Annotated in this window: 16 protein-coding genes; all 16 read left to right on the forward strand. The window is 43.0% G+C overall.

Features of this window, described 5'->3' with window-relative positions; translation table 11 throughout:
• Nucleotides 1-106 precede the first annotated feature (106 nt).
• The 16 genes from rpsM to H6G79_RS11485 all read left to right on the forward strand — a co-directional run bounded on the left by rpsM (nt 107) and on the right by H6G79_RS11485 (nt 12,674).
• Nucleotides 107-487, forward strand: a complete 381-nt coding sequence (rpsM, locus tag H6G79_RS11410) for a 30S ribosomal protein S13 (RefSeq protein ID WP_062291702.1) — start codon at nt 107-109, stop codon at nt 485-487.
• Between the two features lie 54 nt (nt 488-541).
• Nucleotides 542-937 (forward strand): 30S ribosomal protein S11, encoded by a 396-nt coding sequence (rpsK, locus tag H6G79_RS11415; protein ID WP_015113409.1) that lies wholly within the window; start codon nt 542-544, stop codon nt 935-937.
• A gap of 336 nt (nt 938-1,273) precedes the next feature.
• Nucleotides 1,274-2,221: a DNA-directed RNA polymerase subunit alpha gene (locus H6G79_RS11420; RefSeq protein ID WP_015113408.1), complete on the forward strand. Its 948-nt coding sequence runs from the start codon at nt 1,274-1,276 to the stop codon at nt 2,219-2,221.
• Between the two features lie 33 nt (nt 2,222-2,254).
• Nucleotides 2,255-2,605, forward strand: coding sequence for a 50S ribosomal protein L17 (gene rplQ / locus H6G79_RS11425; protein WP_190588749.1), 351 nt, complete (start codon nt 2,255-2,257; stop codon nt 2,603-2,605).
• A gap of 70 nt (nt 2,606-2,675) precedes the next feature.
• Nucleotides 2,676-3,497: a tRNA pseudouridine(38-40) synthase TruA gene (truA, locus tag H6G79_RS11430; protein WP_190588750.1), complete on the forward strand. Its 822-nt coding sequence runs from the start codon at nt 2,676-2,678 to the stop codon at nt 3,495-3,497.
• 66 nt (nt 3,498-3,563) lie between these two features.
• The gene (gene rplM / locus H6G79_RS11435) at nt 3,564-4,019 is read left to right on the forward strand and encodes a 50S ribosomal protein L13 (protein WP_190588751.1); all 456 of its coding nucleotides are present in this window, start codon (nt 3,564-3,566) and stop codon (nt 4,017-4,019) included.
• Nucleotides 4,019-4,435 (forward strand): 30S ribosomal protein S9, encoded by a 417-nt coding sequence (rpsI, locus tag H6G79_RS11440; RefSeq protein ID WP_190588752.1) that lies wholly within the window; start codon nt 4,019-4,021, stop codon nt 4,433-4,435. Before rplM ends, rpsI begins: the two co-directional genes overlap by 1 nt.
• A 203-nt stretch (nt 4,436-4,638) precedes the next feature.
• Nucleotides 4,639-4,878 carry a 50S ribosomal protein L31 gene (gene rpmE / locus H6G79_RS11445; protein WP_190588753.1) on the forward strand — a complete coding sequence of 80 codons (240 nt, stop codon included), beginning with the start codon at nt 4,639-4,641 and terminating at the stop codon, nt 4,876-4,878.
• 117 nt (nt 4,879-4,995) lie between these two features.
• Entirely contained in the window at nt 4,996-6,096 is a 1,101-nt protein-coding gene (gene prfA / locus H6G79_RS11450; RefSeq protein ID WP_190588754.1) for a peptide chain release factor 1, read from the forward strand.
• A 163-nt stretch (nt 6,097-6,259) separates the two neighbouring features.
• Nucleotides 6,260-6,760, forward strand: a complete 501-nt coding sequence (locus H6G79_RS11455) for a hypothetical protein (protein ID WP_190588755.1) — start codon at nt 6,260-6,262, stop codon at nt 6,758-6,760.
• Nucleotides 6,761-6,793: 33 nt separating this feature from the next.
• Entirely contained in the window at nt 6,794-7,630 is an 837-nt protein-coding gene (locus tag H6G79_RS11460; protein ID WP_190588756.1) for an Rpn family recombination-promoting nuclease/putative transposase, read from the forward strand.
• A 26-nt stretch (nt 7,631-7,656) separates the two neighbouring features.
• Nucleotides 7,657-7,872 carry a hypothetical protein gene (locus H6G79_RS11465; protein WP_190588921.1) on the forward strand — a complete coding sequence of 72 codons (216 nt, stop codon included), beginning with the start codon at nt 7,657-7,659 and terminating at the stop codon, nt 7,870-7,872.
• Nucleotides 7,873-8,009: 137 nt separating this feature from the next.
• Nucleotides 8,010-9,704 carry an ABC-F family ATP-binding cassette domain-containing protein gene (locus H6G79_RS11470; RefSeq protein ID WP_190588757.1) on the forward strand — a complete coding sequence of 565 codons (1,695 nt, stop codon included), beginning with the start codon at nt 8,010-8,012 and terminating at the stop codon, nt 9,702-9,704.
• Between the two features lie 213 nt (nt 9,705-9,917).
• A complete protein-coding gene (gpmI, locus tag H6G79_RS11475) occupies nt 9,918-11,516 on the forward strand; it encodes a 2,3-bisphosphoglycerate-independent phosphoglycerate mutase (RefSeq protein WP_190588758.1) in 1,599 nt (532 codons plus the stop codon).
• A gap of 179 nt (nt 11,517-11,695) precedes the next feature.
• Nucleotides 11,696-11,929 carry a preprotein translocase subunit SecG gene (secG, locus tag H6G79_RS11480; protein WP_190588759.1) on the forward strand — a complete coding sequence of 78 codons (234 nt, stop codon included), beginning with the start codon at nt 11,696-11,698 and terminating at the stop codon, nt 11,927-11,929.
• Nucleotides 11,930-11,939: 10 nt separating this feature from the next.
• Nucleotides 11,940-12,674: a peptidase gene (locus H6G79_RS11485; protein ID WP_190588760.1), complete on the forward strand. Its 735-nt coding sequence runs from the start codon at nt 11,940-11,942 to the stop codon at nt 12,672-12,674.
• Nucleotides 12,675-12,755: the final 81 nt, after the last annotated feature.

Genomic DNA, 12,755 nt, shown 5'->3' on the forward strand with positions numbered 1-12,755 from the left:
TTAACCGTGACTAGGAAAAAATCACCAAAAAACCCCTAGATGTGGCATATCAATCACCCACATCTTAACCAAGAGAAATTGCGAGAACAACAGGGAGAGATTTATTGTGGCACGTATTGCCGGCGTAGACCTGCCACGCGACAAGCGCGTAGAGATTGGTCTAACTTACATTTATGGAATTGGATTATCAAGGTCGCAGGAAATTCTGGCGGCTACAAGTGTCAATCCAGACACTCGTGTGAAAGACTTAAGTGATGCCGATGTCGCAGCCCTACGTGCAGAAATAGAAAGTAACTATCAAGTAGAAGGTGACTTGCGACGCTTGGAAGGGATGAACATCAAGCGTCTAATTGACATCGGAACCTACAGAGGTCGCCGTCACCGCATGGGTTTACCAGTTAGAGGACAAAGAACTCGTACTAATGCTAGAACCCGTCGTGGTAGAAGGCAGACAGTAGCTGGTAAGAAGAAGGCTCCTGGCAAATAATTGTTCATTGCTTGCTCAACAGAGCAAGTTTTTCCTTAAATTAACTAAACAAATATGGCGAGACAACCAACTAAAAAAACTGGGAGTAAAAAGCAAAAGCGGAACGTACCCAACGGACTTGCTTACATCCAATCTACTTTCAACAATAGCATTGTCACAATCACTGATCAAAACGGCGATGTTATTTCCTGGGCAAGTGCTGGTTCCAGTGGTTTTAAAGGAGCCAAAAAAGGCACTCCCTTTGCAGCCCAAACTGCTGCTGAAAGCGCCGCCCGTCGTGCTATTGACCAAGGAATGCGTCAAATTGAAGTGATGGTCAGTGGCCCTGGTGCTGGTAGAGAAACTGCGATTCGCGCACTGCAAGGAGCAGGGCTGGAAATTACCCTGATTCGGGATATTACCCCAATTCCTCACAATGGTTGCCGTCCACCAAAGCGCCGTCGAGTCTAGATAAAACTTGTTGGGTAACAAATACCAGAAGTTGCAATTAAAAATTCACTTGTCATAGCTACTAAAGTCTTGGTTTTTAGCTATCAAGCAGAGTAAATAGTAAATAACTTCTGGATGCTTGGGTGGTAAAAAGCAAGTTAGCTCTTCCTAGAGGGAGAGCTGCTGCACTATCCGCAACACCATATTAATTATGGATAATCGCCCACAAGCTTCATCAGCAGGTCAGCTACCCCACTAGAGTTGGGTAATTTGATCAGCCGGAAGCAAGCCGAGGGCAGAAGTAAATTGAATAGGCAATTAATTGTTAGCAGCACCTTAATTAAGGGAGGCTACTCCGTGGCGCAGTTTCAAATTGAATGTGTAGAGTCAAGTACAGAAGAAAGTCGGAGCCATTACAGCAAGTTTGTCTTAGAACCCCTAGAGCGTGGTCAAGGTACAACTGTGGGTAATGCACTGCGGCGGGTGTTGTTGTCCAACTTGGAAGGAACAGCCGTGACCGCAGTGCGAATTGCAGGTGTGACACATGAGTTTGCTACAGTTCCTGGTGTGCGGGAAGACGTGCTAGAAATCTTGATGAGAATGAAAGAAGTTATTCTCAAAAGTTACTCTTCTCAACCCCAAATTGGCAGATTACTCGTTACCGGGCCAGCAACAGTCACAGCCGCTCATTTTGATTTGCCTAGTGAAGTTGAAGTTGTTGATCCTACCCAGTATGTTGCGACTCTCGCTGAGGGCGGTAAGCTGGAAATGGAATTTCGCATCGAACGCGGTAAGGGTTATCGTACCGTAGAACGAGGGCGGGAAGAAGCCACTTCTTTGGACTTTTTGCAAATCGACTCAGTATTTATGCCAGTGCGAAAAGTCAACTATAGTGTTGAAGAAGCCCGTGCAGATGGCTCGATTACCAAAGACAGACTGTTATTAGAAGTTTGGACAAATGGCAGTGTCTCTCCCCAAGAAGCACTATCCTCAGCTGCCAGTATTTTGGTAGATTTATTCAACCCACTGAAGGACATTTCGTTAGAACCAACAGATATTGGTTCTGATGTTCCAGACGATCCAACTGCTCAAATTCCCATCGAAGAATTGCAACTTTCTGTGCGGGCATACAACTGTCTCAAACGCGCACAAGTTAATTCTGTGGCAGACTTATTGGATTTTACCCAAGAAGATTTGCTGGAAATCAAAAACTTTGGTCAAAAATCGGCGGAAGAGGTGGTAGAAGCGTTGCAACGACGCTTGGGTATTACCTTACCGCAGGAAAGAAGCTCCAAACACAGCTAAAGCAAAACCTTTCATAGTTCATAGTCCACTATTATGCGTCACCGTTGTCGGGTTAAAAAACTTGGTAAACCAGCTGACCAGCGTCGCGCTCTGTTGCGTACCTTAACCACTGAGCTAGTTCGTCATGGTCGAATTACCACCACTTTGATTAGAGCGAAAGCTTTGCGGAGTGAAGTAGATAAAATGATTACCTTAGCGAAAGACGGCTCCTTAGCATCTCGTCGGGCGGCTTTAGGTTACATATATGACAAGCAACTGGTTCATGCTTTGTTTGAACAAGCTCCTACTCGGTATGCTAATCGTAGTGGTGGTTACACCCGGATTCTTCATACCGTGCCTCGGCGTGGAGACAATGCCGAAATGGCAATTATTGAACTGGTCTAAGTCATTAGTCATTAGTCATTGATCAAACTGAACAAATGACAAAGGACGAGTGACAAAGGACAAAATCTGTATGTTAGAAATTGACCAGCCGCAACAAACTCAAAGAGTTGCCTTGGTAATTCAATACCTAGGTACTCATTTTCATGGCTGGCAAAGGCAAAAGGGGCAGCGTACAGTCCAAGAAGAAATCGAAACAGCGATCGCGACTATTCTTGGTCATCATGTCACACTACATGGTGCAGGACGCACTGATGCTGGTGTTCATGCTGCTGCACAAGTAGCCCACTTTGATGCTACAGGTTTAATTCCGGCTCAGAAATGGGCAACAGTTCTCAACAGTTATCTGCCACAAGACATCATAATTAGGGCTTCAGCACCCGTAGGTAACGCTTGGCACGCCCGTTTTAGCGCGGCTTATCGGCGATACCGCTACACGATATACACTGAAAAACGACCAAATTTGTTCGTTAAACCCTTTAGTTGGCATTATTATCATGAGCCACTGGATGAATTATTAATTCAGTCTGCCATGAAACCTCTGTTGGGCAAGCATCATTTAGCAGCTTTCCATCGTGCAGGTTCCAAGCGAAAACATTCTTGGGTAGAAGTACAAGCCGCCCAATGTCATCGTAGCGGGTCACTGCTCCATCTAGAAATTCAAGCAGATGGATTTTTATATGGCATGGTTAGACTGCTGGTGGGAATGCTAGTACAAGTAGGTGCTGGACAGCGCACCCTGGCGAACTTCACCGAAATTTGGCAAGAAGAACGCCGAGAAGAAGTAAAATATGCCGCACCTGCTCAGGGTTTATGCTTGTTGCGCGTCGGCTATCCTGATTTTCCTTTTTCTTGTGATATTTGGTACGATACCCAGCCCAAATTTAGTTTTTAGTCATTGGTCATCAGTCATTACTCAATGACGAATGACAAAGGGCAAAATAACAAAGGACAAACACAAATGAGTAAAACCTACCTTCCGCCTCAAGCTTCACTTGAGCATGATTGGTACGTAGTAGATGCTACTGACCAACGTCTTGGTCGCCTCGCTACCGAAATCGCTATGATTCTTCGAGGCAAAAAGAAACCGGAATATACACCTCACATGGACACTGGTGACTTTGTGATTGTGATTAATGCCGAGAAAATCGCAGTCACAGGTAAAAAACGGACGCAAAAATTATATCGTCGCCACTCTGGCCGTCCTGGTGGGATGAAGACCGAAACTTTTGCCAAGCTGCAACAGCGCATCCCCGAACGGATTCTTGAACATGCTATTAAAGGTATGCTTCCTAAAAATAGCTTGGGTCGGCAGTTGTTTACCAAGCTCAAAGTTTATGCAGGGCCGACTCATCCCCACGCAGCTCAACAACCTAAAGAATTAAAGATTAGTACAATTCCTGGAGAAGAAAGTTAATGGTAGTAGCAGAAGCCAATAGCGGTCGTGCCGTTTACTGGGGTACTGGCCGCCGTAAATCCGCAGTTGCACGAGTCCGCCTTGTGCCTGGTAGCGGTCAATTGACAGTCAATGGCAAGCCTGGAGATTTATACTTCCAGTTCAATGCGAATTACTTGGGAGTGATTAAAGCTCCTCTGGAAACCCTTGGCTTGGAAAGCGAATATGACATTTTGGTGAAAGCTGAGGGTGGTGGCTTGACTGGTCAAGCTGATTCTATCCGTTTGGGTGTAGCTCGTGCTTTGTGTCAATTAGACCCAGAAAATCGCTCACCCTTAAAAACCGAAGGTTATCTCACCCGCGATCCCAGAGCTAAAGAGCGCAAAAAATACGGTTTGCACAAAGCTCGCAAAGCTCCTCAGTACTCCAAACGATAAGGGATTGGGTCTTGGGAATTGGGTAATTTTTGTAGTCCCTAGTACAACAAGGCAAAAGTAAAAAGTCAAAAGGAAAAAGAAAGAATAGTGATACCACAAGCCTTTTAGCCATTCCAAATGATCTGTTTATTTCCGCCGATCTGTACTAGTCTCTAGATTCCACTGAAAGTTATAATTTATATAGATTCACCACAAAAGGAACAATGGCTAAACCTGATATTCATCCCCAGTGGTATCCAGATGCTAAAGTCTACTGCAACGGTAAAGTTGTGATGACTATTGGTTCTACCAAGCCAGAATTGCACGTAGACGTTTGGTCTGGAAATCACCCTTTTTATACTGGTACTCAAAAGATTATCGATACCGAAGGTCGCGTAGAACGCTTCCTGCGGAAATACGGCAAGTCAAGCGAGCAAGGCTCCGGCGACAAAAAGAAAAAGTAGCGGTTTGGCTCTGCTGTTAACGACGACCCTGCGAATGCTGGGTCGATTGTCATTTTTTGAGCCAAGTTGTTATTTGAAGGAGCGAATGCGCTCAACGCACACTTCGTGAACGCACTTATGGCTGAAACATACCTGCTGGAGAAACTTAAATCTGTTGAACAAACCTTTAATGAATTGACACGCCGCCTAGCCGACCCTGATACTGCTAAAAATCCTGATGAGTATCAGCAAGTAGCTAAGGCTCGTTCTTCTTTGGAAGAGGTAGTGAATACCTATGAAACTTGGAAAACAGCCCAAGCCGATTTAACTGGGGCGCGTCAAGTTTATAAAGAAGCAGCCAGTGACCCAGAAATGCAAGAAATGGCCGCACTGGAAGTTAGTGAACTGGAAGAAAAAATAGAATACTTAGAAACCCGCTTAAAAGTATTATTACTGCCCCGCGACCCCAACGATGAGAAGAATATCATGTTGGAAATTCGCGCTGGGACAGGTGGTGATGAAGCGAGTATTTGGGCTGGTGATTTGATGCGGATGTACACTCGCTACGCGCAAACTCAAGGTTGGAAAGTTTCGCTGGCGAGCGAATCTTTGGGAGAAATGGGCGGTTGGAAAGAAGTCATTCTGGAAATTAAAGGTGACAACGTTTACAGCCAGTTAAAGTTTGAAGCTGGAGTGCATCGCGTACAGCGTGTACCAGTCACAGAAGCTGGGGGACGGGTGCATACTTCAACCGCTACTGTCGCAATCATGCCAGAAGTGGATGATGTAGAAATTCACATCGACCCCAAAGATATTGAAATGACGACGGCTCGTTCTGGCGGTGCTGGTGGACAAAACGTCAACAAAGTGGAAACAGCCGTTGACTTGATGCACAAACCCACAGGAATCAGAATTTTCTGTACGGAAGAGCGTAGCCAGTTGCAAAACAAAGAACGGGCGATGCAAATTTTGCGGGCGAAACTGTATGAAATGAAGTTACGCGAACAACAAGAAGCTGTAACTTCGATGCGGCGATCGCAGGTTGGTACAGGATCGCGATCGGAAAAGATTCGCACTTATAACTATAAAGATAACCGCGTTACCGACCACCGCTTAGGTCAAAACTTCTCCTTAAACCCTGTTCTGGAAGGTGATTTAGAGACAGTAATTCAATCTTGTATCTCTCAAGATCAGCAAGAACGTTTGGCAGAGTTAGCGGCTTCCGGTACAATGAACTAATTTTTAGCTTGAGAATTAATTTGATTACAAACCGTCTGGGGTGTTGCGATGTTTAACACACTAGACGGTTTTTTAATCTGAATTGATTTCCGCAAATATACATAAGTTACGCACATATAAATAGTTTTAAAATGGTGAGCATCAAATTTTTATAGGTGCAGCTATGTCATTGTTACGGAATGAACCTTTAGATTGGCAATCTAATCCAGAAACATCTTATATACCTGTTTATCATAAAGGTAGTTTAGTTGGTTTCTTTAAACAAGAATATGTGAATGAAATTCTTTATTTTTTAAATGAAGAAGAAGTTTTAAAAAAAGCTCTCAAAAAAGCTTGTGGTGATTTACTAAAAAAGACTGGTGGCGATATAACTAAGGTTAATTATTTAGTACAAAAATATATAAAAGTTAGTGAACGTCCTAAATATGGAACGAGAGCGATCGCGCTTTTACTACAAGAGCGACAAAAAGAACTTGACCTTAACAATCAAGAATTTGTCAAATTCTGCGATACCTTTAAAATCTCTCCTACCGAACTCAGTAGTATTTATGCTGGAGAGCCGATTGATGATAGTTTATTAGCGCCAATCTCACGAGTATTAGGGATAACTAGAGAGCGTGTGCAAGAAGTGAGAGATGGTGTAGAAGCCCAAAAAAGTACATAATTAGCTATTAACATTATTTCCTTTGTTCAATCTGTGAAAACAGACAGTATATTTTATCGCCTGTTTCAAGAATTTCCCGATATCTTCTTTGAACTCATTGGTGCTTCTCCAGAAAATACTGAATACTATCAATTTTCATCAGTTGAGATCAAACAAACAGCCTTCAGAATTGATGGTGTGTTTCTACCTGTACAAAATGAGGAAAAGCATATTTACTTTGTGGAGGTACAGTTTCAAACTGATGATGATTTTTATTCACGACTGTTTGCCGAAGTTTGTTTATATTTACGCCAAAATCGACCGCCAAATAACTGGTGTGCAGTGGTTTTATATCCTAGCAGAAGTGTAGATACACAAGATATAAAACATTACCGAGAATTTTTTGAAAGTCAGCGAGTCCAATGTATTTATTTGGATGAATTAGGCGATGCAGCATCACTACCAATTGGTATAGCAACAATCAAGTTAGTAATTGCTGATACCAACGCAGCAATCATCGAGGCTACAGAGCTAATTACTAGAACAAAACTTGAGTTAACATCTCAACGTCAACAACAGCAATTATTACAATTAATAGAGACGATTCTGATTTACAAGTTGCCGAACATGAGTAGAGAGGAAATACAGAATATGTTTGGATTAAGCGATTTAAAGCAAACGCGATTTTATCAAGAAGCTTTTCAGGAAGGCAAAGAACAAGGTAGACAGGAAGGTAGACAAGAAGGTAGACAGGAAGGTATGGCAGAAGGTCAACGCCAAGAAAAGTTGAGAATGGTCTCTCGCCTTTTGAGGTTGGGTTTGACTGTGGAACAAGTAGCGGCGGAACTTGATTTAAGTATTGAAGAAGTACAACAAGCTGCACAAAATTAATCAGTAATCAAGGCAAAATGCAGGCTATGTTTGAATTAGGCGATTTAAAGAAAACACGATTTTATCAAGAAGCTTTTCAGGAAGGTATAGAACAAGGTAGACAGGAAGGTATAGAAGAAGGTAAACGCCAAGAAAGGTTGAGAATTGTCTCTCGACTTTTGAGATTGGGTTTTACTGTGGAACAAGTAGAGGCGGAACTTGATTTAAGTATTGAAGAAGTACAGCAAGCTGCACAAAATTAATCAGTAATCAAAATTAAGCGATGTCTGGGTTTGATTGTGACTTCTTGGGAAGAATTATTGGTTAATTTTTGTTAATATTGGACACGGTGTTGGTACTTCGTCCTTAACCATCAATTTCCTACCCTGAGAGAAACTCGATGCTGCGACTCGAACATATCAGTAAAATTTATCCCACAGGCGAAGTCCTTAAGGATATCAACTGGGAAGTAAAACCAGGCGATCGCATTGGCTTAGTTGGCGTTAACGGTGCGGGAAAATCTACCCAGTTGAAAATTATCTCTGGGGAAATTGAACCTACCGCCGGCGACATTATTCGTCCTGCTAGTTTACATATTGCTTATCTCAATCAAGAGTTTGAAGTCGATCCCAGACGCACAGTTAGAGAAGAATTTTGGACAGTATTTAAGGAAGCCAACGAAGTACAGTTAGCTCTGACGCAAGTGCAACATGATATGCAAACTGCGACACCAGAGGAACTGGATAGACTAATTAACAAGTTGGATCGTTTGCAGCGTCAGTTTGAAGCTTTGGATGGTTACGGTTTAGAAGCACGCATCGGCAAGATTTTACCAGAGATGGGATTTGATCCTGAAGATGGCGATCGCCTCGTCAGTGCTTTTTCTGGTGGCTGGCAAATGCGGATGAGTTTGGGTAAAATTCTGCTGCAAGCACCAGATTTATTACTGTTAGACGAACCGACTAACCATTTAGACTTAGAAACTATCGAGTGGCTAGAAAATTACCTCAAAGGCTTAACAACGCCAATGGTGATAGTTTCCCACGACCGCGAATTTTTAGACCGCCTCTGCACTCAAATTGTCGAAACTGAACGCGGCGTTTCTAGCACTTACTTGGGTAACTATTCTGCTTATTTGCAACAAAAAGCCGAAAATCAAGTAGCGCAGCTGAATGCTTACGAACGCCAACAAAAGGAAATTGAGAAACAACAAGCTTTTGTTGACAGATTCCGCGCTAGTGCTACCCGCAGTACCCAAGCCAAAAGCCGGGAAAAACAACTAGACAAAATTGAGCGCATCGAAGCACCCATTGGTGGAGTCAGAACCTTACATTTTCGCTTTCCTCCTGCACCCCGCAGTGGTCGGGAAGTTGTGAAGATTAAGGATTTAACTCATATTTATGATGATAAAATCTTATTCCTGGGTGCAAATTTGCTGATTGAAAGGGGCGATCGCATCGCTTTTTTAGGCCCCAACGGCGCAGGGAAATCTACCTTATTGCGAATCATTATGGGTACGGAAACACCCAGCGAAGGCATCGTTAGCTTAGGTGATCATAACGTTATTCCGGGTTACTTTGAACAAAATCAAGCCGAAGCTTTGGACTTGAAAAAGACCGTGATGGAAACAATTCACGATGAAGTTCCTGACTGGAAAAACGAAGAAGTTCGCACACTGCTCGGCAAGTTTTTATTCACTGGCGACACTGTATTTAAATCGGTTGAAGCCTTAAGTGGGGGAGAAAAAGCTCGTTTAGCATTGGCAAAAATGCTATTGCGTCCAGCTAATTTACTGATTTTAGATGAGCCTACCAACCATCTCGATATTCCAGCTAAAGAGATGTTGGAAGAAGCACTGCAAAACTATGATGGGACAGCGATTGTAGTTTCCCACGACCGTTATTTTATCTCCCAGGTGGCTAACAAAATTGTGGAAATTCGGGATGGGGAATTCCGGGTTTATTTAGGAGATTACCACTACTACCTCAGAAAAATTGCCGAGGAAAAAGAAGAAGCCAAATTAGCTGCGATCGCGGCGGAAAAAGCTGCAAAAAAATCAGCTAAATCAGCTAAAACTTCTGGCAAGAAAAAGTAAACTATCAAGTTAGTAGTAGTACCTTTACTTAACTACTAACTTATTCATTCATTGGCGATATCACAAAATATATGCAACAGTTGCGAAAAGTAAAAAAAGTCTAAAAAATCTCTCAATAAGTCATAAATTAAGTTATTAAGCACAAATTCACTTGCACCTGTGGTTAGCAGTGGTATCATTCGGGTATTACAAAAAGTAAAGGGCAGTTTTACTATGACCAAAGCACCTGTTGCTCCTGTGGTGCTAGTCATTTTAGACGGATGGGGCTACTGCGAGGAGACGCGAGGAAACGCTATTGTTGCTGCTAAAACGCCAATTATGGACAGCTTGTGGGCGGTGTACCCGCATACCCTCATCCGCACATCCGGAAAAGCCGTAGGCTTGCCAGAGGGTCAAATGGGTAACTCAGAAGTTGGTCATTTGAATATTGGCGCTGGGAGAGTTGTACCACAAGAACTTGTACGCATCTCAGATGCAGTGGAAGACGGTTCAATCCTTAGTAACCCTGCACTGGTTAAAATTTGCCAGGAAGTTCGTTCTCAAAATGGCAAGCTGCACTTAGTGGGTCTTTGCTCTGATGGCGGGGTACACTCACATATTACCCACCTATTCGGACTACTTGACTTAGCAAAGGATCAGCGAATTTCAGAAGTTTGTATCCACGCGATTACTGATGGTCGTGATACCTCACCCAACGAAGGTATAAAAGCGATTCAACAACTGCAAGATTACACTGATCGCGTAGGGATTGGGCGCATTGCTACCCTGAGCGGTCGTTATTATGCGATGGATCGCGATCGCCGTTGGGATCGTGTTCAAAGAGCCTATGATGTCATCACCCAAGACGGTACAGGCGATGGACGAACAGCCGTACAAGTTTTGGAAGCATCTTACGCCGAAGGGGTGACAGATGAATTTATTAACCCAGTCCGTATTGCTCCCGGTGCAATTGCTCCCGGAGATGGGGTAATATTTTTCAACTTCCGCCCTGACCGTGCGAGACAGTTGACTCAAGCCTTTGTTAGTCCCGAATTTACAGGCTTTGAGCGACAGAGAATCCAACCATTATCTTTTGTGACATTTACCCAGTACGATCCAGAGTTACCCGTGACAGTGGCCTTTGAGCCGCAGAATTTAACTAATATTCTCGGTGAAGTCATTGCAAATCACGGTCTAAAACAGTTTCGGACTGCGGAAACCGAAAAATACGCCCACGTCACTTACTTCTTCAACGGTGGTTTAGAAGAACCTTTTGCTGGGGAAGACCGGGAACTTGTCAGCAGTCCAATGGTAGCGACTTATGACAAAGCGCCAGTCATGTCAGCCGCCGCCGTTACCGATGTAGCGATCGCCGCCATTCAAAAAGGCATATACTCCTTAGTGGTGATTAACTATGCTAACCCAGACATGGTGGGGCATACTGGTCAAATGCCAGCCACAATTACAGCGATTGAAGAAGTTGACCGTTGTGTAGGTCGCCTCCTAGAAAGCATTATCAAAGCAGGCGGGACAACAATGATTACCGCCGACCACGGTAACGCTGAGTATATGCTAGATGAAGAGGGTAACTCTTGGACGGCGCATACTACCAACCCAGTACCCTTGATTTTGGTGGAAGGCGAAAAAGCGAAAATTCCTGGACATGGTACGAATGTCGAACTACGTAACGATGGCAAGTTAGCCGACATTGCACCTACCATTCTGGATATTTTACAGCTACCACAGCCACCAGAAATGACCGGGCGATCGCTAGTCAATCCAATCGAGTTTGACTTAAAACGCGATCGTACTCCTATGCCAATTGGTCTGTAAAATAGTGCTGAGTTGAAAGTGCTGAGTGCTGAGTAATTTTGACTTTACTCAACACTCAGACCTCAAAACTAATTATGCTAAGAATCTTAGGAGTTAAGATTTAAAAGTAATAAAATAGAGTTTTTGAAGCCTTAACTTCCGACATCTGTTTTCAAACCGCCATAAATGAGATTGCGAACATGACAGTTACAAATATCGTACAAATTGTTTGGGCATTAGCCGCCCTGGGAATGATTGTTTTAGTATTGCTGCACAGTCCTAAAGGCGATGGGATTGGTGCTATTGGTGGACAAGCCCAATTATTTAGCAGTACCAAAAGTGCAGAAAATACCCTCAACCGAATTACTTGGGCTTTAACAGTGATTTTTCTCGGCTTAACAGTGGTTTTAAGTGCAGGTTGGCTACCCAAATAAGGATAGGGAAATGGGGAAAATGACCCTAAACCCAACACCGAATATGAGCAAATTACTAACAGCCTTTGTCTTAACTATAAGTACAGGGCTGTTAATTATTTTTGCTCACTTTTCATCTAGCGCCACTTCTTTACCTCCAGCAAAACCTCATCCCTTACCACCTAGTCTAGTTCAGTGGAATGATCAGACAAACAGTGGCGATTACTTTACTCAAATTGCAACAACAGAAATAGGTTATTTAGTTTGGTCACAATTTCCAGTTCAAGTTTATATAGAACGACCAATAAATATTAGCAATCAACAGGCGGAAGACTGGGTGAAAAATGTTGTGCAGGCTGTACAGGAATGGAATATTTACTTACCTTTAAAAGTAGTAGAAAATCCAGAAATTGCTGATATTAAAATTGAGCGAAAAGCACCACCATTACAATTATCACCAGATAAAAAAATTCCACGGGCGCGTTCTGCTTTAACTACATACCAGTTGTATACCAAAAACACAGTTTTATTACACCGTTTTACTGTTCTCTTAAGTCCTAGTCAGACTGGTAATTATGTCGTTGCAGCCGCACGCCATGAACTTGGTCATGCCTTGGGAATTTGGGGTCATAGTCCATCACAAACTGATGCTTTATATTTTGCCCAAGTCCGTAACCCGCCAACTATTTCAGCTAGAGATGTAAATACTTTGAAACGAGTTTATCAACAGCCCACAAGTTTAGGTTGGATACCATCTAAGTATTAGTAATTAAAATTTAATACAAATTTTTTTAATAAAATGAATAAATAAATTTATTTTTAAGTCTCATAAGGAGAGTGCATCTGA

The organism is Anabaena sp. FACHB-83, assembly GCF_014697485.1.
Classification (GTDB): domain Bacteria; phylum Cyanobacteriota; class Cyanobacteriia; order Cyanobacteriales; family Nostocaceae; genus Nostoc_B.